Raw genomic sequence first — 20,285 nt, 5'->3', positions numbered from 1 at the left:
GCAGGGACGCGGAGCGTCCCGGGCTGCATTCCCACGCAGAGCGTGGGAACGAGCGACGGGGCAGTGGTTTATTTTTTGTCGCGGATCGAGAAGTTGGCCATGTGTTCCAGACCTTTGATCAGCGCCGAGTGATCCCAGTTGCTGCCACCGATGGCTGCGCAGGTGCTGAACACTTGCTGGGCGTTGGCGGTGTTTGGCAGGTTGATGTTCAGCTCTTTGGCGCCTTGCAGGGCCAGGTTCAGGTCTTTCTGGTGCAGGCTGATGCGGAAGCCTGGATCGAAGGTACCTTTGATCATGCGCTCGCCGTGCACTTCAAGAATCTTCGAGGAAGCGAAGCCACCCATCAGTGCTTCACGCACCTTGGCCGGATCAGCACCGTTTTTCGAAGCGAACAGCAGGGCTTCAGCAACGGCCTGAATGTTCAGCGCAACGATGATCTGGTTGGCGACCTTGGCGGTTTGACCGTCGCCATTGCCACCGACCAGAGTGATGTTCTTGCCCATGGCCTGGAACAGCGGTAGCGCGCGTTCGAAGGCATCGGCGTCGCCACCGATCATGATGCTCAGGGTCGCGGCTTTGGCGCCGACTTCACCACCGGATACCGGTGCGTCGAGGTATTGCGCGCCTTTCTCGTTGATCTTCGCAGCGAACGCCTTGGTGGCGGTCGGCGAGATAGAGCTCATGTCGATAACGATCTTGCCTTTGCTCAGGCCGGCGGCAACGCCGTCAGCGCGGAACAGGACGTCGTCTACCTGCGGGGTATCCGGCACCATAACGATGATGAATTCAGCTTCCTGTGCCACTTCGCGCGGGTTGGCCAGGGCGACGGCGCCAGCGGCAACCAGGTCGGCAGGGGCGGCGTCGTGGTGCGCCGACAGGAACAGGCTGTGACCGGCTTTCTGCAGGTTCGAAGCCATTGGGTGGCCCATGATGCCGGTGCCGATAAATCCGATTTTAGCCATGAGAAAATCCTCTTGTTTTTGTCTTTCCCCTGTAGGAGCTGCCGCAGGCTGCGATCTTTTGATCTTGATCTTCAAAATAACAAGATCAAAAGATCGCAGCCTGCGGCAGCTCCTACGGGGTCACGTGTTTGTCAGATTGCGTTGTGGGTTTTCAGCCAGCCGAGGCCTGCTTCGGTGGTGGTCAGCGGCTTGTATTCACAACCAACCCAGCCTTGGTAACCGATGCGGTCGAGGTGTTCGAACAGGAAGCGGTAGTTGATTTCACCAGTGCCTGGTTCGTTGCGCCCCGGGTTATCCGCGAGCTGCACATGGTTGATCTCGCCCAAGTGCGATTGCAGGGTGCGGGCCAGATCGCCTTCCATGATTTGCATGTGATAGATGTCGTATTGCAGGAACAGATTGGCGCTGCCGACCTGTTCGCGAATCGACAGGGCTTGCGCCGTGTTGTTCAGGTAGAAGCCCGGAATGTCACGGGTGTTGATCGCTTCCATCACCAGTTTGATACCCGCAGCCTGCAGCTTGTCGGCGGCGTATTTCAGGTTGGCAACGAAGGTCTTTTCTACGGTTGCATCATCAACGCCTTGCGGACGAATACCGGCCAGGCAGTTGATCTGGGTGTTGCCCAGCACTTGCGCGTAGGCAATCGCCAGATCGACACCGGCGCGGAACTCTTCGACCCGATCCGGCAGACACGCGATACCGCGCTCGCCCTTGGCCCAGTCACCGGCCGGCAGGTTGAACAGCACTTGGGTCAGACCGTTGGCGTCGAGCTTGGCCTTGATTTCAGCGGAGCTGAAGTCGTACGGGAACAGGTACTCGACACCGCTGAAACCAGCCTTGGCGGCGGCGTCGAAACGGGCAAGGAAATCCTGTTCGGTGAACAGCATGGACAGGTTGGCTGCGAAACGCGGCATGGTGGTCTCCCGTTGCAAATTAATGATGATGACCCCGTGTAGGAGCTGCCGCAGGCTGCGATCTTTTGATCTTGATCTGTTAACAACAAAGATCAAAAGATCACAGCCTGCGGCAGCTCCTACAGGAGCATCAGGCCATGGCGGATCAGTCGAGCAACGAAATCGCCGTTGGCGCATCGTTGCCGACCAGCGCCAGGTCTTCGAATTCGTTGACGGCGTTGATCTCGGTACCCATGGAGATGTTGGTCACACGCTCCAGAATGATCTCGACGATCACCGGCACCTTGAACTCTTCGATCATCTGTTCGGCCTTGCGCAGGGCAGGGGCGATTTCCGATGGTTCGAACACACGCAGCGCTTTACAGCCGAGGCCTTCAGCCACTGCAACGTGGTCAACACCGTAACCGTTGAGTTCCGGCGCGTTGAGGTTATCGAAGGACAGCTGCACGCAGTAGTCCATTTCGAAGCCGCGCTGTGCCTGACGGATCAGACCCAGGTACGAGTTGTTCACCACGACGTGGATGTACGGCAGTTTGAACTGAGCGCCGACCGCCAGTTCTTCGATCATGAACTGGAAGTCATAGTCCCCCGACAGGGCCACGACTTTACGGCTCGGATCGGCCTTCACCACGCCCAGCGCCGCCGGAATGGTCCAGCCCAACGGGCCTGCCTGGCCACAGTTGATCCAGTGACGCGGTTTGTAGACGTGCAGGAACTGCGCGCCGGCAATCTGCGACAGACCAATGGTGCTGACGTAGCAGGTGTCCTTGCCGAACACCTGGTTCATTTCTTCGTAAACGCGTTGCGGTTTTACCGGCACGTTGTCGAAGTGAGTCTTGCGGTGCAGGCTGGCTTTGCGCTGCTGGCAGTCTTGCAGCCAGGCACTGCGGTTTTTCAGCTTGCCGGCGGCTTGCCATTCACGGGCCACTTCGATGAACACGGTCAGTGCGGCAGCAGCGTCGGAAACGATGCCCAGATCCGGCGTGAACACACGACCGATCTGCGTGCCTTCGATGTCGACGTGAATGAACTTGCGGCCTTCGGTGTAAACGTCAACCGAACCGGTGTGACGGTTAGCCCAACGGTTACCGATCCCCAACACCACGTCGGATTTCAGCATCGTCGCGTTGCCGTAACGGTGCGAAGTCTGCAGACCGACCATGCCGACCATCAGCGGGTGATCGTCCGGAATGGTGCCCCAGCCCATCAGGGTCGGGATCACCGGGATGCCGGTCAGTTCAGCGAATTCAACCAGCAGATCGCTGGCGTCGGCGTTGATGATGCCGCCACCGGCAACCAGCAATGGGCGCTCAGCTTGATCAAGCAGAGCCAAAGCCTTCTCGACCTGAATGCGGGTCGCGGTCGGTTTGGCCAATGGCAGCGGCTGGTAAGCGTCGATATCGAATTCGATTTCGGCCATCTGCACGTCGAACGGCAGGTCGATCAGCACTGGGCCTGGACGGCCGGAACGCATCTCGAAGAACGCTTTCTGGAACGCGTAAGGCACTTGGCCCGGTTCCAGAACAGTGGTCGCCCACTTGGTGACTGGCTTGACGATGCTGGTGATGTCGACAGCCTGGAAGTCTTCCTTGTGCATACGGGCGCGGGGTGCCTGGCCGGTAATGCAGAGGATTGGAATCGAGTCGGCCGAGGCGCTGTAGAGCCCGGTGACCATGTCGGTACCGGCAGGGCCGGAAGTACCGATGCACACGCCGATGTTGCCGGCCTTGGTGCGGGTGTAGCCCTCGGCCATGTGCGAGGCGCCTTCAACGTGGCGAGCAAGGACGTGATCGATGCCACCGATTTTCTGCAAGGCGGAGTACAGCGGGTTGATGGCAGCGCCCGGGATGCCAAAAGCGGTATCAACCCCTTCACGGCGCATCACCAGAACGGCGGCTTCGATTGCTCTCATTTTGCTCATGGTTTTGTGCCTCTTTACGTTTTGTAATTGTATACAAGTGGCTTTGCGCAGAGTGTATTCACGGCGGACGGCGCAGGTCAATCCATTTTCTCAAGCGCCTGTTTCATTCGTCGGAAGCCGTTTCTGCTGTGGCTTTTCGTCGCATGTGGCGCTTTTCGAGAATTATTGTATACAAAAAAATAATTCATTGTGTTCTATTTGTTGCATCGGGCTGCGGCAGAAAACCGCAGCCCCCGACTTTCCCTATAACAAAATGAGGACGGCACCATGAGCGCTTTAACCTTGAAAGTCGCAGTCAACCTGGTCAACGAAGCCATCACGGCCGGGCGGGGCATCAACGCCGCGCCGCTGACCATCGCGGTACTCGATACCGGCGGCCACCTGATCACCCTGCAGCGCGAAGACGGCGCGAGCCTGCTGCGCCCGAACATCGCCATCGGCAAAGCCTGGGGCGCCATCGCTCTGGGCAAAGGCTCACGCTTGCTGGCACTTGATGCACAACAACGCCCGGCCTTTATTGCCGCGCTGAACAGCATGGGCCAGGGCAGCGTCGTGCCGGCACCGGGCGGTGTGTTGATTCGTGATCAGGCCGGCAATGTGCTGGGAGCGATCGGGATTAGCGGCGATCTGTCGGATATCGATGAGCAAGTGGCGATCAAAGCGGTGGAGGCGCTGGACCTGCGTGCGGATGCGGGGGTGGCGGCCTGACCGGCAATGAGTCAGCACGCCTGATGGTGTGATGATGACGAAGAGGGGCGGGGTCTATAGACTGCCGCCCCTCTCGTTTATGTATCAAGGAAGATCTGCGTGAAGACGCTATTTGCCATGACGATGGCCGCCGCCATCATTCTCTGCACTCCCGTCCTGCATGCGACGGAAACTCCCGATGCCGAAGAAATCGCGTTCAACGCACTGAGCCCGGTGGTCTCGGCATTGATCAATGCCGACGACGTCGAGGAACTGATGGAGCGCGCGGAAAAGCTCGAATCGTCCGATACGTTGCAGGCCATTGCCGTCTATCTGGCCGCCAGCCGTGAAGATCCGAAACAATTGCAGGCGCCTTATCAGGTCGCGGCGCTGTTTGCTCGTCGTGGTGACGACAAATTGGCCGAGCGCTTCCTGCGCGAAGCCGATGATCGTGGTTTGTGGTTCGGCCCATTGATGGCTGGCGATGAGGATTTTGCTGATCTGCGCGAATCTGACACCTACAAAACCGTGCTGGCGCACGCGCAGGAACGCTACCGGAAAATCGCCGTGGGCAAGGTTGGCGCGATATCGGTGCTCAACCCGTCGGCAAGCATTCCGGTGCCCAAAGCCTGCCGGCCGGTAGTGGTCTGGCTGCACGGTTATGGCGTCAATGGTGAACTGGATGAGGGCTACCAACCGCTGGCTGACACGGGCGCAATCATTCTAGGGATCAACGGTACGCAAATGATCAATGCGGTCGACAGCTTCCGCTGGATCGGCCCAGGTTTTGAAGGTACTCATCAAACGGTGCAGAATGGCCTCAAAACCCTCGAAGCCCAGCAATGCATCGACCGCAAACGCGTGTTCCTGATGGGTTTCTCGCAAGGCTCGCAACACGCCGGCGCCTTGTTGGCGCAACACCCGGACGATTACGCCGGCGCACTGCTGCTGTCACCCGGCGGCAATCAGCCGACGCCTACCGAAAGCAAGGCACGCGGCAAACGTGTGTTTGTCATCAACGGTGAGAAAGAAGGACCGGGCAATCAACAGATGAGCGCCGATTTCCGCAAGCTGTTCAGCGACGGCAACGAGGTAAAGTCGCGCACTCACGAGGCTGGACACACTTTTCCGGAGGACTGGAGCACTTCGCTGCCGCAGGCATTGCGCTGGTTGATGGGGGAGGAGGCTTGAGATTTTTATTCGTGAAGTCTTGCGGCGCCTGAAGAAGAGTCATCGCGAGCAGGCTCCCTCCTACAAGGGGCGTGTTTAGACACAAATTGTCTAAACACCACAAACCCTATGTAGGAGTGAGCCTGCTCGCGATAGCAACCTTCCAGACACATCCAGCCAAAGGTCCACCCACCCCAATTGAATCCACAGAACTAGCCTTTCATGACCTGATCATGGAGGGCAAAGGAATGCCGGATTTACCTGCTGCACACCGATTGCGATTCGGACGCTACGCCGAAGCCAGTCGCATTTATCTGTTAACTACCAACACATATCAGAGGAAACCGGTCTTCAGGGATTTCACCCTGGTAGATTGGTCGTCAAGCAATTTAGAAATGCTCAGCATTCTGGCCAGGCCAACTCATTGGCGTGGGTGGTTATGCCGGATCATTTTCACTGGCTGATCGAGTTGCGGCAGGGAACCTTGAGTGAGTTGATGCAGAAGACCAAGTCACTGAGTGCTAAAGCGGTAAAGCAGGCTACTGGTGATAGCAACTCTATCTGGCAGCGAGGCTTTCATGACCGGGCACTGCGGCGAGAGGAGGATCTGGTGAAAGTGGCGCGGTATGTCGTGGCTAACCCATTGCGGGCAGGACTTGTACAAAAACTAGGTGACTATCCGCTGTGGGATGCTATTTGGGTTTGAGCTCAAACCGAGTTGCCTTGATCGCGAGCAGGCTCACTCCTACATTTGGAATGCGTTCCCCTGTAGGAGTGAGCCTGCTCGCGATGGCGTCACCGCAGTCTTATTGATCTGGCTCACAGCCTTTGAGCACCAACCGGATAATCGTCTGCGCCGCTGCTTCATAATCCGCTTCGTCCAGATTCTCCTTCCCGGTGACCGCAGAAATCTGCCAGTCGAAGTCGGCGTAGGTCTGGGTCGCGGCCCAGATGCTGAACATCAGGTGATTCGGGTCGATCGGGGCGATCTGGCCGCGGTCGATCCAGCTCTGGATGCAGTCGATGTTGTGCTTGGCCTGGCCGTTGAGCTGCTCGACCAGGTCAGCGCTCAAATGTGGCGCGCCGTGCATGATTTCGCTGGCGAACACCTTGGAGGCGAAGGGCAGGTCACGGGAGATGCGGATCTTCGAGCGGATGTAGCCGCTCAGCACTTCGCTCGGTACGCCGTCCGGATTGAACGGGGTCGAGGCCTGCAGGATCGGCACGATGATGCTTTCCAGAACCTCGCGATAGAGGTTTTCCTTGGACTTGAAGTAGTAGTAGACGTTGGGCTTGGGCAATCCTGCCTTGGCGGCGATGTCGCTGGTTTTGGTCGCAGCGAAGCCCTTGTCGGCAAACTCCTCACTGGCGGCACGCAGGATCAGTTCTTTGTTGCGCTCGCGGATTGTGCTCATAAACCCGGTGGTTCCTTGCCTGTTCTGGCGGTTGCGCATGGTAGCACCGGCCTCGCGCGGCGCTCAAGAATGCTCCGTGTGGTCTGTGGTCGCGTTATGCTTCGCAACATTCATACATAAAAGGAAACAGGATTCATGGCAGGAAGCAGTTTGCTGGTGCTGGTCGACGATATCGCCACCGTTCTGGATGACGTGGCGTTGATGAGCAAAATGGCCGCCAAGAAAACCGCCGGCGTGCTCGGCGACGACCTGGCGCTGAATGCCCAGCAAGTCTCCGGCGTGCGTGCCGAGCGGGAAATTCCGGTGGTTTGGGCGGTGGCCAAGGGCTCATTCGTCAACAAGCTGATCCTCGTGCCGTCGGCGCTGGCGATCAGTGCGTTCGTCCCTTGGCTGGTGACGCCGTTGTTGATGGTCGGTGGCGCGTATCTGTGTTTCGAAGGCTTCGAAAAACTCGCGCACAAATTTCTCCACAGCGAGGCTGAAGACGAGGCCGGGCATGCGCAGTTGACAGAAGCCGTGGCGGATCCTGCGACCGATCTGGTGGCGTACGAAAAGGACAAGATCAAAGGCGCGATTCGCACTGACTTCATTCTGTCGGCAGAAATCATCGCCATCACGTTGGGTACCGTGGCGGATGCCTCGCTGACCCAGCAAGTGATCGTGATGTCGGGCATTGCCATCGTCATGACCGTGGGGGTTTACGGCCTGGTCGCGGGCATCGTCAAACTCGACGATCTCGGTTTGTGGCTGACCCAGAAGCCTGGGCAGATGGCGAAGAAGATTGGCAGCGGGATCCTCAGCGCAGCACCGTACATGATGAAAACCCTGTCGGTGGTGGGCACGGCGGCGATGTTTCTCGTCGGTGGCGGCATTCTCACCCACGGCGTGCCGGTGATTCATCACTGGATTGAAGGCGTTGGCGCAGCGGCCGGGAGTGCCGGGTTTGCGGTGCCGATGTTGCTCAATGGCGTGGCGGGGATCTTTGCCGGTGCGGTGGTGTTGGCGGTGGTTTCCATCGTCGGCAAAATCTGGAAATCTGTTAAGGGCTAAAAGATCGCAGCCTGCGGCAGCTCCTACATGGGCATCGCGCACCCTCTGTAGGAGCTGCCGCAGGCTGCGATCCCTTGATCTTAAAAAAAAGGGCCATTCGACTCGCATCGAATGGCCCTTTTTTGTTTCTGCCGAAAACTATTCGGCGATCTGCAACTTACGCGCTTCGGTGTACACGTAACGCACTTTCTCGTACTCGAACGGCGAGTTCATCTGACCGTAACGGAAGCTGGTCTGGTAGCGCTTGTCGACGGCGCGCAAGGCCCAGACTTCCGGGTGGTTGGAGCTCACTTCCGAAACATTGAGGAAGTTGATCGCCGACTCGGCAGTGAAATCCACGGCGAGGCCTGCGGTGTCACGAATGTTCGACGGGCCGAAGATCGGCAGTACGAAGTAGGCGCCACCCGGTACACCGTAGAAACCCAGGGTCTGCCCGAAGTCTTCGCTCTGGCGTGGCAGGCCCATGGCGGTCGCCGGGTCCCACAGGCCGGCGATGCCGATGGTGGTGTTGAGCAACAGGCGCGCGGTGGTTTCCATCGAGCGCTGACCTTTGAACTGCAACAGGCTGTTCAACAGGTTCGGCACATCGCCGAGGTTGTTGAAGAAGTTGCTCACACCGGTGCGCACAAAGCTTGGCGTGACGTAGCGATAGCCATCGACCACCGGCAGGAATACCCATTGGTCGAAGCGGTAGTTGAAGTGGTAAACCCGACGGTTCCACGATTCCAGCGGGTCGTAGACGTTCAGCGCGTTGAGCGTCGAACGCTCGAATTCGCGCTGGTCCAGTCCCGGGTTGAATTTCAGTTTGGACAGCGGCTCTTTGAAGCCGTCGCTGTCGACCACGACGGGTGCGTTGGCCTTACTGTTGTCGGCCTGGGCCACGCCTGCGCAGAGGAGCGCTGCAATCAGCAGGAGATATTTAGCCACGGAAGAACTCCAGCATGGCGTCGCTGTTGACGCGGTAGTTAATGTTGCCGCAATGGCCGCCCAGTGGGTAAACGGTCAGGCGATCACCGAAGGTCTTGCGCAGGAAACCGAGGTCGCCGGGGCCGAGAATCACGTCATCGGCGTTATGCATCACGGCGATTTTCGGGCTGTCGTGCAGGTAATCCTTGAGCGCATACAGGCTGACCTGATCGATCAGTTGCAGCAGGCTGCCGCCGTCGGTGCGTGCGCGCCACATCGGAATCACCTGATCGGTCAGGTAGCAGTCGAAGTCGCATTGCAGGGCACGCTTGAGGAACGGCGTGAGGCTGGTGCCTTCGGTGATCGGAAACTTCGGCGGGGTGATCAGGCCGCGACGGTTGATCAGGTCCGAGGTGAACGCGATGTCGGCTGCCGAGAAGCGGAACGAGGTGCCGATCAGCATCGCCATCTGTTCGTTGGTCAGGTGCTGCTTGGACTGCTGGAAGTCGTAGAGCAGCGCATCGTTGAGGTCGATGTAGCCTTTCTGCTGGAAGTAGCGGGTCAATTTGCTCAGTACCAGTTCATAGAACGTGGTGCTGTTATTGATGCCCTTGACCTCGGTCTGGACCAGCTTGTCGAGGTTGGTGATCGAGGTGTAGAGGTTCACCGGCGGATTGAGCAGCAGGACTTTCTTGAAGTTGAAGCTGCGACGCGTCTCGTCGAGGTGCGCCACGAATGCCGCATCGAGGGCGCCGAGGCTGTAGCCGGTCAGATAGTACTCGGTGACCGGCACTTTCGGGTTTTGCGCGCGCACGGCCTGCATCACCCGGTACATGTCTTCGGCGTCTTCCTTGGTCACGCCCGGGGTGGCGAAGCGCGAGGCGGCGCTGATGAAGTCGAAGCTGGTCGGCGAGGACAACTGCACGACGTGGTAGCCGGCCTTGTAGTAGAGCTTTTTCAGGTATTCGTTAAGCGTGCTGTCATAGCGTGCGCCGGTGCCGGCGATCAGGAAGATCAGCGGCGCCGGCTTGTCCTGCGTGGCGATGCGGTAGGTGAGTTTTTTCACTGCCCAGAAATTGTCCGGCAGGATAAACGCACGCTCCGGGCGCAAAGTGACGCTGCGATCCGACTGATTGATGTCGTCGTCCAGCGGCAATTCCGGGCGCAAATCCGGCGGGGTCGTGGCGATGGTCGCCTCGAACGGATTGGTCAGGGGGTAGCCATAACTGGCGGCATCGATATCTACCGCCAGTGCGGACGCACTCAAAATAAGGCCGCTGAACAGCGCGGCGAAGCGCAAGGAACGGAGCATGACTAGATCCCTTAGAGGAAGGTGCCGAATGAAGTTCGCAGGCTATGACCACTGGGTTTGCGCCAAAGTGCCATGCATCAGCACCAAACAGGCAGAATTCGGAGTAATAGTAGCTGGACGATACACTTTGCACCGCTTCAATGAACAGTTAACTGTTGTTAGCGCTTGCACACGGCTGGCGGCAGATTAAGCTGGCCGCCGATTTCCCACGTTTGGAGTGCTTCATGTCCCGCCGCTTGCCCGTGATTTTGCTGCTCGTTCTGTTGCCGTTATGGCTGGCCGCCAGTTATGGCGCGCGTTATGGCTTTATGGAGGACGGCAAGTGGGTGGGCATCTGCGTGGATGAGGCCAGCCGTTGGGAATGCCAGCTGCGTTCCAACCTCGGGCTGATGATTCATTTTCAGGTGCTGGGCTGGGCGGCGCTGGTTGCGGCGCTGATCGCTTTCGTCTTGCCCGGGCGGGCAGGGTGGTGGCTGGCTGTGCTGGCGCTGGTGTTCGGGCTGCCGGCGCTGGCGTTGTACAACACCACTTTTGCGGTGTTTGCGCTGGTGATTGCCGGGTTGCGTCTGGTCCGCGAGTCCCGTAGCGCCTGATGGAAAAGATCGCAGCCTTCGGCAGCTCCTGCATTGAGATGGCGTACACCTTGTGGAGCTGCCGAAGGCTGCGATCTTTTGATCTTGCTTTTGATCAGCTGTTGCGAATGCGCAGGCAGCGCCACAACGCAGCCACCATCAATCCACTCACCAACGCCCAACCCCACGCCTGCTGATTCTGCAAACCTTCCTGATACAACTGCGGTGCAATCCCCGCACCGACAATAAACGTCAGCAAGGCAATTTCGCGACGCGGCACGCTCACCGGACGGCACAGGTAAACCAGCGCCGGCAGCACAAACGCCATGCTGGCGAAGCTGCGATAACGCGGGTCAAAGACCATCTCGAGCACCATCACTGCCGCCGCAAACCCGGCCGCCGCGACCAGCCAGCCGGCGCGCCGCTCCAGCAGACTGAACGCCCGTTCACGCCAACCCGTACGCGCGCTGAGCGTCAGTGCAGCATGCGCTAACACCAACAGATTCAGCACCGTCAGCAAACCGACCCACAGCCATTCACCGGTAAAGCGTGTGGTCACGCGTGCCAGATCCCCCCACGCGCCCATCGAGCAAGCGGCGAGAGCGCCCAGCAGCGGCAACACCAGGGCTGCGCGGGTGGTACGCACGCGACCGCCCAGCAGCAAGGTTGCGAGGAAAATCAAACCACCGACCGCTAGCCATTCCTTCCAGTACGGCACATTGGTCACTGGCCCGGCGAGCACGCCTTTGTCCTGGCGATCCGCATCGAACAGCCCCCAATAGCCGCCCACCGCGCCTTCACTGCCACGTTTCCATGGCTGATCGAACGCTTCGATCAGGTTGTAATGCCAGCCTTCCTTCTCGGCCATTGCGACAAATCCACGAATGAACTTCGCTTCGTTGACCCGGCTCGGCAGCGCCGTCTCGCGCTGACGGCCTTCGCTAGGCCAGCCGGTTTCGCCAATCATCACGTCTTTCGGGGCGAATTTGTTGCCGAACACCTGACGCACCTCTGCCACGTGGTGCAGGGCGGCATCGATGTTGGAGGGATCATCTTCCCAGTACGGCAGCAAATGAATGGTCAGGAAATCCACTGCCGGCGCGACTTCCGGGTGCTTGAGCCAGAACTCCCAGACATCCGCGTAGGTCACCGGTTGCTTGATCTGGCTCTTGACCTTGTTGATCAGGCGAGCCAGTTGCGCGCCGGTGACTTCCTTGCGCAGCAGCGCTTCGTTGCCGACGATCACCGCGCTGACCACGTCCGGGTTGGCGTTGGCCGATTTGATCAGCAGCTCGACTTCTTTTTCGGTGTCCACCGGGTTGCTGTTGACCCAGGCGCCGATCATCAATTTCAGACCGTGCTTGCGTGCCAGATCGGGCAGCGCTTCAAGGCCGGTCATTGAATAGGTGCGAATGCATTCAAAGCGTGTCGCCAGCAACGCGAGGTCGGCGTCCATGCGCTCCGGGCGCAGTTTGAACGGCACGTCGAACGGCGACTGGTCCTTGTCGAACGGCGTGTAGGAGGCGCATTGCAGTTTGTGCGTCGGCGTTGCGGCGTCCGGCAGGATTACCGGTTTGCCGAGGCCGTACCAAAAGCCGCCGAGGGCAAACAGGCCAAGCAGGCAGGCGAAGAGATAAGGCAGGAAAGGGAAGCGGGAAGTCGCGGACATGGTCAGGCCGAGTGGCTGCAAAGCGACGCATGTTACCTGCATTTATACAGGGGTTGGTGGCCCGCATGATTTTGACATGCAAAGTTCGGGCGGATTGTCTGGCGCCAATTATCCGGAGGCAGTTAATGGCCTTCTGATGTCGTTTCTCGTTGTCTTGAGGTCGCTGACAGAGCAGGTCGCGTGCGGCGTGAGGTTGATGATCAAAGCGTCAGCACTCCACTGATGTTCCTGCGAGTTTGCGGTCAGGCGTGATGGGGGCGCTGTGCACCATAACAATACGTTGATACCGCCCGTCATCCGTCGGGCGCAGCATTTCGGGGAAGTAACGATGAAGATGCGACGACTTTTAAGCGCAGGTGCCGCACTGGCGCTTGCGATGGGCGCAACACTGGCCAGCGCGGAAACCAAGACCCTGAACATCGGTTACGTTGACGGCTGGTCCGACAGCGTTGCGACCACGCACGTGGCAGCCGAGGTCATCAAGCAGAAACTCGGCTACGACGTGAAGCTGCAAGCCGTCGCCACCGGGATCATGTGGCAGGGCGTTGCCACCGGCAAACTCGACGCCATGCTTTCGGCCTGGTTGCCAGTCACCCATGGCGAGTACTGGGCGAAGAACAAGGATCTGGTCGTCGATTACGGCCCGAACTTCAAGGATGCAAAAATCGGCCTGATCGTGCCGGAGTACGTCAAAGCCAAGTCGATCGAAGATCTGAAAACCGATGACACCTTCAAAAATCGCATCGTCGGCATCGACGCCGGTTCAGGCGTGATGCTCAAAACCGATCAGGCGATCAAGGATTACGGCCTCGATAAATACAATCTCAAGGCCAGTTCCGGCGCCGGCATGATCGCCGAGCTGACCCGTGCCGAGAAGAAGAACGAATCCATTGCCGTCACCGGTTGGGTGCCGCACTGGATGTTCGCCAAGTGGAAACTGCGCTTCCTCGACGACCCGAAAGGCGTGTACGGCGCAGCTGAAACCGTGAACAGCATCGGCAGCAAAGAGCTCGACGCCAAGGCACCGGAAGTGGCCAAGTTCCTGAAGAACTTCCAGTGGGCATCGAAAGACGAAATCGGCGAAGTCATGCTGGCGATTCAGGACGGTGCAAAACCTGAAGCCGCCGCGAAAGACTGGGTAGCCAAACACCCGGATCGCGTGGCTGACTGGACCAAATAACCACAACACCGCAATCCCCCTGTAGGAGTGAGCCTGCTCGCGATAGCGTTCTGTCAGTTGACGAAAATGTTGACTGATACGACGCCATCGCGAGCAGGCTCCCTCCTGCATTTATTTATTCCTGCTGAAAATTGGCGAAAACGTCATGTCGTTCTAATACTAAGGTCGTCTGGAACCTGTTCCGAAGCCGCATAGAGTGGATACGTTCCAACAATAATCTGTGCTGCGAGGATAAAAACAATGAACGACAGCATTTACCTCTCGATTCAAAACAGCCCGCGCTTCAAGGAGCTGGTTCAGAAAAGGGAACGATTCGCCTGGATACTCTCGGCGATCATGCTAGGGCTTTACTCGGCATTCATCCTGCTGATCGCTTATGGGCCGCAAGTGCTCGGGGCGAAGATCAGTCCTGAATCATCCATCACATGGGGCATCCCGATCGGTGTCGGGCTGATTGTCTCGGCCTTCATCCTGACCGCTATCTACGTGCGCCGCGCCAATGGCGAGTTCGACGACCTGAACAATGCGATTCTCAAGGAGGCTCAGCAATGATCCGGCGTCTACTGGCTCTTCTGAGCATCTCGGCGTTCGCGCCAGCCGTCTGGGCCGCTGACGCCCTGACCGGCGAAGTCCACAAACAACCGCTCAACGTCGCCGCGATCGCCATGTTCGTAGTGTTCGTTGGCGCCACCCTGTGCATCACGTACTGGGCATCCAAACGTAACAAGTCGGCTGCCGACTACTATGCGGCGGGCGGCAAGATCACCGGTTTCCAGAACGGTCTGGCGATTGCCGGTGACTACATGTCGGCGGCGTCCTTCTTGGGGATTTCCGCGCTGGTGTTCACCTCCGGCTACGATGGCCTGATCTACTCGATCGGCTTCCTGGTGGGCTGGCCGATCATTCTGTTCCTGATCGCCGAGCGTCTGCGTAACCTGGGTAAGTACACTTTTGCCGACGTGGCGTCCTACCGCCTCGGGCAAACCCAGATACGCACTCTGTCCGCCTGCGGCTCGCTGGTGGTGGTGGCGTTTTACCTGATCGCGCAAATGGTCGGAGCCGGCAAGCTGATCCAGCTGCTGTTCGGTCTCGACTACTACGTGGCGGTGATTCTGGTCGGTATCCTGATGTGCATGTACGTGCTGTTCGGCGGCATGCTCGCGACCACCTGGGTGCAGATCATCAAAGCCGTGTTGTTGCTGTCCGGTGCCTCGTTCATGGCGCTGATGGTGATGAAGCACGTCAACTTCGACTTCAACATGCTGTTCTCCGAGGCGATCAAGGTTCACCCGAAAGGTGAAGCGATCATGAGCCCGGGCGGTCTGGTGAAAGATCCGATTTCGGCGTTCTCGCTGGGCCTGGCACTGATGTTCGGTACCGCTGGCCTGCCACACATCCTGATGCGCTTCTTCACTGTGAGCGACGCAAAAGAAGCGCGTAAGAGCGTGCTGTACGCGACCGGCTTCATTGGTTACTTCTACATCCTGACCTTCATCATCGGCTTCGGCGCGATCCTGCTGGTCAGCACCAACCCGGCCTTCAAAGATGCAGCGGGCGCTCTGCTCGGCGGCAACAACATGGCGGCGGTGCACCTGGCTGACGCGGTGGGCGGCAGTATCTTCCTCGGCTTCATCTCGGCGGTAGCCTTTGCGACCATTCTGGCGGTAGTGGCAGGTTTGACGCTGGCCGGTGCTTCGGCGGTGTCTCACGATCTGTATGCCAGCGTGATCAAGAAGGGCAAGGCTAACGACAAGGATGAGATTCGCGTTTCGAAGATCACCACCATCGCACTGGGGATCCTGGCGATTGGCCTGGGTATTTTGTTCGAAAGCCAGAACATTGCGTTCATGGTGGGTCTGGCGTTCTCGATTGCGGCGAGCTGCAACTTCCCGGTGCTGTTGCTTTCGATGTACTGGAAGAAGCTGACGACTCGTGGTGCGATGATTGGTGGGTGGTTGGGGTTGATCAGTGCGGTGGGTTTGATGATTCTCGGGCCGACCATTTGGGTGCAGATTCTGCATCACGAGAAGGCGATCTTCCCTTATGAGTATCCGGCGTTGTTTTCGATGATCATTGCCTTTGTCGGGATCTGGTTCTTCTCGATTACTGACAAGTCGGCGGCTGCGGACAAAGAACGTGCGCTGTTCTTCCCGCAGTTTGTGCGTTCGCAGACTGGGTTGGGGGCGAGCGGGGCGGTTTCGCATTGATGGTTTGATGGTTTGGTAATGTTGTGCTGAATGCCCCGGTTGAGAGATCGGGGCATTTTTTGTGGGCGGTTATCGGGCAGGCTGTGCTTTTTGTGTGGATTTTGTACATATCCGTTGCTGCGGTAACGGCGGCTTAGGGTTTCGCCCTTACGGCGACTCACTTTTTTTCAAACGCCAAAAAAAGTAAGCAAAAAACGCTTGCTCCTACGTGCGGCCCGCTCGCTGGAGCTCGGGGTTCCTTCGCTGCGGGATCGATCCGGGCGCAGCGCCTACGGTTTGCTTCGCTGCACCTCTTCTCGCTGTGTTTGGCTGCGCCAAACGGTCGCTACGCTCCCACCCCCCGGATCAATCCCTCCGCTCAGCCTTCCGACGTCGCCTTACAGATCAAGAGCTGCAGCCGAGCTAACGCTCATCCTGTTGAGTGGTGAGGAGCAACAGCGCGCTCGGCTTTGGATTGGTTGTGGATTCGCCCCTCACCCCAGCCCTCTCCCGGAGGGAGAGGGGGCCGATCTGTGGGTGTTTCAAGACCTGAGTTCACCGCGGTATCGCACGTCGGCGTAGCTCTCGCAATCACCTCGGTCAGTTCCCTCTCCCCCCGGGAGGGAGAGGGGGCCGATCTGTGGGTGTTTCAAGGCATGAGTTCACCGCGGTATCGCACGTCGGCGTAGCTCTCGCAATCACCTTGGTCAGTTCCCTCTCCCTCCGGGAGAGGGCTAGGGTGAGGGGCTCTTGATCTGGTTTGTGATCTTGATCTGGCTTTGGCTTCGGCCTTTGATCTTTTGCCCCATCGGCAGGCCGAGCGTAGGTGTTCATCCGGGGGTAGGCGCGCAGCGCCGTGCGGCGCAGCCGCATACATCGAGAGGAGGTGCAGCGAAGCAAACCGTAGGCGATGCCCCCGGATGGACGCCGTAGCGAGGGAACACTGAGCCTCAGCGAAGTGCCGTACGCCGGGGCCAAGCCTTTTGCTTACTTTTCGGCGTTTGGAAAAGTGAGTTGCTGTAAGGGCGAAACCGCCAGCGGCGGCTCCCGCAGCATCGGATATGCCCCTAATCCAATAAAACCGCCACGGCACAAACAAAAACGGCCCCTATATAAATAGAGGCCGTTCCCGATACAACTTAAAAACCTATCGCAAGACAGATCTTATTTACGGTCTTCCAGCTTGGAAATATCACGCGACTCGTAGCCGGTGTACAGCTGGCGCGGACGGCCAATCTTGTACGGGCTGGAGAGCATCTCTTTCCAGTGCGAAATCCAGCCAACAGTACGTGCCAGCGCGAAAATCACGGTGAACATGCTGGTTGGAATGCCGATCGCCTTGAGGATAATCCCCGAGTAGAAGTCGACGTTCGGGTACAGCGAGCGCTCGATGAAGTACGGGTCGGTCAGCGCGATCTCTTCCAGGCGCATGGCCAGTTCGAGTTGCGGATCGTTGTTGATGCCCAGTTCCTTCAGTACTTCGTCGCAGGTCTGCTTCATTACAGTCGCGCGAGGATCGCGGTTCTTGTAAACGCGGTGACCGAAGCCCATCAGTTTGAACGGATCGTTCTTGTCCTTGGCCTTGGCGATGAACTTGTCGATGTTCGACACATCGCCAATCTCGTCAAGCATGGTCAACACGGCTTCGTTCGCGCCGCCGTGGGCAGGGCCCCACAGTGCGGCGATACCGGCGGCGATACAGGCGAACGGGTTGGCACCCGAAGAGCCGGCCAGGCGCACGGTGGAGGTCGAAGCGTTCTGCTCGTGGTCGGCGTGGAGGATGAAGATCCGGTCCATGGCCTTGGCGAGTACCGGGCTGATCGGTTTGATCTCGCACGGGGTGTTGAACATCATGTGCAGGAAGTTTTCCGCGTACGTCAGGTCGTTGCGCGGGTACATCATGGGTTGGCCCATGGAGTACTTGTAAACCATCGCTGCCAGGGTCGGCATCTTGGCAACCAGACGGATCGCGGAGATTTCGCGATGCTGCGGGTTATTGATGTCGAGGGAGTCGTGGTAGAAGGCCGAGAGGGCGCCGACTACACCGCACATGACGGCCATTGGGTGGGCGTCGCGACGGAAGCCGTTGAAGAAGGTTTTCAGCTGCTCGTGAACCATGGTGTGGTTTTTCACGGTGCTGACGAACTGGGCCTTCTGTTCTGCGGTCGGCAGTTCGCCGTTGAGCAGCAGGTAGCAGGTTTCCAGGTAGTCCGATTTTTCAGCCAGCTGTTCGATCGGGTAGCCGCGGTGCAGCAGAATGCCGTTGTCGCCGTCGATATAGGTGATCTTCGATTCGCACGAAGCGGTCGACATGAAACCAGGGTCGAAAGTGAAGCGGCCCGTGGCCGTCAGGCCCCGAACATCGATTACATCGGGACCAACGGTGCCGGTTAAAATGGGCAGCTCGACGGGGGCTGCGCCCTCGATGATCAACTGCGCTTTTTTGTCAGCCATGTGGCCTCCTATTTATGCTTGAACCATCAGACAGACCCCCCACGCAGGGCCCGCACCACTATAGTGAGATAAATTCGAATGTCAATTTGCCTAAAGTCTTGCTCCAGAAGGCTTTAAGCGCACTTTTTCCTCGAAATTGACTGCCATTTACGCCTTTTATGCAACTTGTGCAATCAGCTATTGGGGGTAGGTGATTGCGTTGTCATTAGTAGCCTAACTGTCTATACTCGGCCACCGACCGCCAAGGGCTTTTGGGCCTGCTTTATTGGGGGTCGCATCCCTGGGTGGTGGTTACCTGACCAGTGCACTCCCCAACAACTTTGCCCTGATTGTTAGGGGCTCTTCAGTGTGAAAAAAAAGCCGTGAAAAGCCAACGACCTGTAAACCTAGACCTAAGGACCATCAAACTCCCCATCACCGGCGTTACCTCGTTACTTCACCGTGTTTCCGGCATCATCCTCTTCCTGGGCCTTGGCTTCATGCTTTATGCATTGGGCAAATCCCTGGGTTCCGAGGAAGGTTTTGCCGAAGTGAAGGCATGCTTGACCAGCCCGCTGGCCAAGTTCGTAGCATGGGGCCTCCTGTCCGCTCTGCTGTATCACTTGGTAGCCGGTGTGCGCCACTTGATCATGGACATGGGCATCGGAGAGACGCTGGAAGGCGGCCGCCTGGGCTCGAAAATCATCATCGCCAGTTCCGTGGTGCTGATCGTTCTGGCAGGAGTTTGGATATGGTAACCAGCGTTACGAACCTTTCGCGTTCGGGCCTCTATGACTGGATGGCGCAACGTGTGTCTGCGGTTGTTCTCGCGGCTTATTTCATCTTCCTGATCGGATACCTTGCAGCGAATCCGGGCATTGGCTACGACCAGTGGCACGGCCTGTTCGCTCACAACGGGATGCGTATCTTCAGTCTGCTGGCCCTCGTTGCCCTTGGCGCTCACGCCTGGGTCGGCATGTGGACCATCGCGACCGACTACCTGACGCCGATGGCGCTGGGCAAGTCCGCGACTGCAGTACGTTTCCTTTTCCAGGCAGTATGCGGCGTCGCGATGTTCGCTTACTTCGTCTGGGGTGTGCAGATTCTCTGGGGTATCTGATTCATGGCTAACATTCCAACGATTTCTTTCGACGCCATCATTATTGGTGGTGGCGGTGCCGGCATGCGCGCTGCGCTGCAGCTGGCACAGGGCGGTCACAAGACTGCCGTGATCACCAAGGTTTTCCCGACCCGTTCGCACACTGTATCCGCCCAGGGCGGCATCACGTGCGCAATCGCGTCTGCAGACCCGAACGATGACTGGCGCTGGCACATGTACGATACCGTCAAGGGTTCCGACTACATCGGTGACCAGGACGCTATCGAATACATGTGTCAGGAAGGCCCGGCTGCTGTTTATGAGCTGGACCACATGGGCATGCCGTTCTCGCGTACCGAACAGGGCCGTATCTACCAGCGTCCGTTCGGTGGCCAGTCCAAGGACTACGGCAAGGGCGGGCAGGCTGCCCGTACGTGCGCCGCTTCCGACCGTACCGGTCACGCGCTGCTGCACACCCTTTATCAGGGCAACCTGAAAGCCGGTACCACGTTCCTGAACGAGTACTACGCTGTCGATCTGGTGAAAAACCAGGAAGGCGACTTCGTCGGTGTGATCGCGATCTGCATCGAAACCGGCGAAACCACCTACATCCGCGCTAAAGCCACCGTATTGGCTACCGGCGGTGCAGGTCGTATCTACGCGTCCACCACCAACGCCCTGATCAACACCGGTGACGGCGTCGGCATGGCTCTGCGTGCTGGCGTGCCGGTCCAAGACCTCGAAATGTGGCAGTTCCGCCCGACCGGCATCGCCGGCGCCGGTGTAGTGGTTACCGAAGGTTGCCGGGG

The 20,285-nt window shown here is 58.4% G+C and carries 18 protein-coding genes and 1 pseudogene; 11 read left to right on the top strand and 8 right to left on the bottom strand.

Annotation, left to right across the window (positions count from 1 at the left end; all coding sequences use genetic code 11):
- Window positions 1-68 precede the first annotated feature (68 nt).
- From ACIPZE_RS23715 to gcl, 3 genes are all read right to left on the bottom strand, one after another.
- Window positions 69-962, bottom strand: a complete 894-nt coding sequence (locus ACIPZE_RS23715; protein ID WP_129391024.1) for a 2-hydroxy-3-oxopropionate reductase — start codon at window positions 960-962, stop codon at window positions 69-71.
- A 131-nt stretch (window positions 963-1,093) separates the two neighbouring features.
- Window positions 1,094-1,876, bottom strand: coding sequence for a hydroxypyruvate isomerase (gene hyi / locus ACIPZE_RS23710; protein WP_077571696.1), 783 nt, complete (start codon window positions 1,874-1,876; stop codon window positions 1,094-1,096).
- Window positions 1,877-2,021: 145 nt separating this feature from the next.
- Window positions 2,022-3,797 (bottom strand): glyoxylate carboligase, encoded by a 1,776-nt coding sequence (gene gcl / locus ACIPZE_RS23705; protein WP_129391027.1) that lies wholly within the window; start codon window positions 3,795-3,797, stop codon window positions 2,022-2,024.
- Window positions 3,798-4,064: 267 nt separating this feature from the next.
- Here gcl and ACIPZE_RS23700 point away from each other — a divergent pair, with 267 nt between their 5' ends.
- From ACIPZE_RS23700 to ACIPZE_RS23690, 3 genes and pseudogenes are all read left to right on the top strand, one after another.
- Window positions 4,065-4,505, top strand: coding sequence for a heme-binding protein (locus tag ACIPZE_RS23700; protein WP_129391030.1), 441 nt, complete (start codon window positions 4,065-4,067; stop codon window positions 4,503-4,505).
- 99 nt (window positions 4,506-4,604) lie between these two features.
- A complete protein-coding gene (locus tag ACIPZE_RS23695) occupies window positions 4,605-5,675 on the top strand; it encodes an alpha/beta hydrolase-fold protein (protein WP_283437219.1) in 1,071 nt (356 codons plus the stop codon).
- A 227-nt stretch (window positions 5,676-5,902) separates the two neighbouring features.
- Window positions 5,903-6,360: pseudogene (locus ACIPZE_RS23690) on the top strand (REP-associated tyrosine transposase).
- A 100-nt stretch (window positions 6,361-6,460) separates the two neighbouring features.
- Here ACIPZE_RS23690 and ACIPZE_RS23685 read toward each other — a convergent pair.
- Complete coding sequence (locus ACIPZE_RS23685) at window positions 6,461-7,069, bottom strand: TetR/AcrR family transcriptional regulator (RefSeq protein ID WP_283437218.1); 609 nt, start codon at window positions 7,067-7,069, stop codon at window positions 6,461-6,463.
- A 135-nt stretch (window positions 7,070-7,204) separates the two neighbouring features.
- On the opposite strand from ACIPZE_RS23685, the gene ACIPZE_RS23680 reads away from it, so the two are divergent.
- Window positions 7,205-8,119: a DUF808 domain-containing protein gene (locus ACIPZE_RS23680; protein ID WP_283437217.1), complete on the top strand. Its 915-nt coding sequence runs from the start codon at window positions 7,205-7,207 to the stop codon at window positions 8,117-8,119.
- Window positions 8,120-8,257: 138 nt separating this feature from the next.
- Here the strand turns inward: ACIPZE_RS23680 and ACIPZE_RS23675 are convergent, their stop codons facing one another.
- Together ACIPZE_RS23675 and ACIPZE_RS23670 are read right to left on the bottom strand one after the other, a co-directional pair.
- Window positions 8,258-9,046 (bottom strand): VacJ family lipoprotein, encoded by a 789-nt coding sequence (locus ACIPZE_RS23675; protein WP_129391045.1) that lies wholly within the window; start codon window positions 9,044-9,046, stop codon window positions 8,258-8,260.
- Complete coding sequence (locus ACIPZE_RS23670) at window positions 9,039-10,337, bottom strand: serine/threonine protein kinase (protein WP_129391047.1); 1,299 nt, start codon at window positions 10,335-10,337, stop codon at window positions 9,039-9,041. The genes ACIPZE_RS23675 and ACIPZE_RS23670 overlap by 8 nt, the downstream gene beginning before the upstream one ends.
- Window positions 10,338-10,561: 224 nt before the next feature.
- Between ACIPZE_RS23670 and ACIPZE_RS23665 the strand changes: the two genes are divergently transcribed.
- Window positions 10,562-10,930, top strand: a complete 369-nt coding sequence (locus ACIPZE_RS23665) for a hypothetical protein (protein WP_400775644.1) — start codon at window positions 10,562-10,564, stop codon at window positions 10,928-10,930.
- A gap of 94 nt (window positions 10,931-11,024) precedes the next feature.
- Here the strand turns inward: ACIPZE_RS23665 and ACIPZE_RS23660 are convergent, their stop codons facing one another.
- Window positions 11,025-12,620 (bottom strand): beta (1-6) glucans synthase, encoded by a 1,596-nt coding sequence (locus ACIPZE_RS23660; protein WP_400775643.1) that lies wholly within the window; start codon window positions 12,618-12,620, stop codon window positions 11,025-11,027.
- Window positions 12,621-12,906: 286 nt separating this feature from the next.
- Between ACIPZE_RS23660 and ACIPZE_RS23655 the strand changes: the two genes are divergently transcribed.
- The 3 genes from ACIPZE_RS23655 (at window position 12,907) to ACIPZE_RS23645 (ending at window position 15,965) form a co-directional block, all read left to right on the top strand.
- A complete protein-coding gene (locus ACIPZE_RS23655) occupies window positions 12,907-13,758 on the top strand; it encodes a glycine betaine ABC transporter substrate-binding protein (protein WP_400775640.1) in 852 nt (283 codons plus the stop codon).
- A 240-nt stretch (window positions 13,759-13,998) separates the two neighbouring features.
- Entirely contained in the window at window positions 13,999-14,310 is a 312-nt protein-coding gene (locus tag ACIPZE_RS23650) for a DUF485 domain-containing protein (RefSeq protein ID WP_129391059.1), read from the top strand.
- The gene (locus ACIPZE_RS23645) at window positions 14,307-15,965 is read left to right on the top strand and encodes a cation acetate symporter (RefSeq protein ID WP_129391062.1); all 1,659 of its coding nucleotides are present in this window, start codon (window positions 14,307-14,309) and stop codon (window positions 15,963-15,965) included. The genes ACIPZE_RS23650 and ACIPZE_RS23645 overlap by 4 nt, the downstream gene beginning before the upstream one ends.
- Window positions 15,966-17,108: 1,143 nt before the next feature.
- On the opposite strand, the gene gltA is transcribed toward ACIPZE_RS23645, so the two are convergent.
- A complete protein-coding gene (gltA, locus tag ACIPZE_RS23640; RefSeq protein WP_007919904.1) occupies window positions 17,109-18,398 on the bottom strand; it encodes a citrate synthase in 1,290 nt (429 codons plus the stop codon).
- A 362-nt stretch (window positions 18,399-18,760) separates the two neighbouring features.
- On the opposite strand from gltA, the gene sdhC reads away from it, so the two are divergent.
- The 3 genes from sdhC to ACIPZE_RS23625 form a co-directional block, all read left to right on the top strand.
- Window positions 18,761-19,135: a succinate dehydrogenase, cytochrome b556 subunit gene (gene sdhC / locus ACIPZE_RS23635; protein ID WP_400775637.1), complete on the top strand. Its 375-nt coding sequence runs from the start codon at window positions 18,761-18,763 to the stop codon at window positions 19,133-19,135.
- Entirely contained in the window at window positions 19,129-19,497 is a 369-nt protein-coding gene (gene sdhD / locus ACIPZE_RS23630; protein ID WP_007977503.1) for a succinate dehydrogenase, hydrophobic membrane anchor protein, read from the top strand. Before sdhC ends, sdhD begins: the two co-directional genes overlap by 7 nt.
- A gap of 3 nt (window positions 19,498-19,500) precedes the next feature.
- A partial coding sequence (locus tag ACIPZE_RS23625; protein WP_400775635.1) for an FAD-dependent oxidoreductase occupies window positions 19,501-20,285 on the top strand: 785 nt, incomplete at its 3' end.

This window comes from Pseudomonas sp. NPDC089741 (assembly GCF_044748825.1).
GTDB classification, from domain to species: Bacteria; Pseudomonadota; Gammaproteobacteria; order Pseudomonadales; family Pseudomonadaceae; genus Aquipseudomonas; species Aquipseudomonas helmanticensis.
This window is presented reverse-complemented; position numbering and strand designations above follow the sequence as displayed.

Coding starts and splice junctions, on each gene's coding strand:
- ACIPZE_RS23665 (WP_400775644.1), top strand. CDS start 10,562: ATGTCCCGCCGCTTGCCCGTGATTTTGCTGCTCGTTCTGTTGCCGTTA.
- ACIPZE_RS23685 (WP_283437218.1), bottom strand. CDS start 7,069: ATGAGCACAATCCGCGAGCGCAACAAAGAACTGATCCTGCGTGCCGCC.
- ACIPZE_RS23655 (WP_400775640.1), top strand. CDS start 12,907: ATGAAGATGCGACGACTTTTAAGCGCAGGTGCCGCACTGGCGCTTGCG.
- ACIPZE_RS23650 (WP_129391059.1), top strand. CDS start 13,999: ATGAACGACAGCATTTACCTCTCGATTCAAAACAGCCCGCGCTTCAAG.
- ACIPZE_RS23700 (WP_129391030.1), top strand. CDS start 4,065: ATGAGCGCTTTAACCTTGAAAGTCGCAGTCAACCTGGTCAACGAAGCC.
- ACIPZE_RS23670 (WP_129391047.1), bottom strand. CDS start 10,337: ATGCTCCGTTCCTTGCGCTTCGCCGCGCTGTTCAGCGGCCTTATTTTG.
- gcl (WP_129391027.1), bottom strand. CDS start 3,797: ATGAGCAAAATGAGAGCAATCGAAGCCGCCGTTCTGGTGATGCGCCGT.
- ACIPZE_RS23715 (WP_129391024.1), bottom strand. CDS start 962: ATGGCTAAAATCGGATTTATCGGCACCGGCATCATGGGCCACCCAATG.
- gltA (WP_007919904.1), bottom strand. CDS start 18,398: ATGGCTGACAAAAAAGCGCAGTTGATCATCGAGGGCGCAGCCCCCGTC.
- sdhD (WP_007977503.1), top strand. CDS start 19,129: ATGGTAACCAGCGTTACGAACCTTTCGCGTTCGGGCCTCTATGACTGG.
- hyi (WP_077571696.1), bottom strand. CDS start 1,876: ATGCCGCGTTTCGCAGCCAACCTGTCCATGCTGTTCACCGAACAGGAT.
- ACIPZE_RS23660 (WP_400775643.1), bottom strand. CDS start 12,620: ATGCAGGTAACATGCGTCGCTTTGCAGCCACTCGGCCTGACCATGTCC.
- ACIPZE_RS23645 (WP_129391062.1), top strand. CDS start 14,307: ATGATCCGGCGTCTACTGGCTCTTCTGAGCATCTCGGCGTTCGCGCCA.
- ACIPZE_RS23680 (WP_283437217.1), top strand. CDS start 7,205: ATGGCAGGAAGCAGTTTGCTGGTGCTGGTCGACGATATCGCCACCGTT.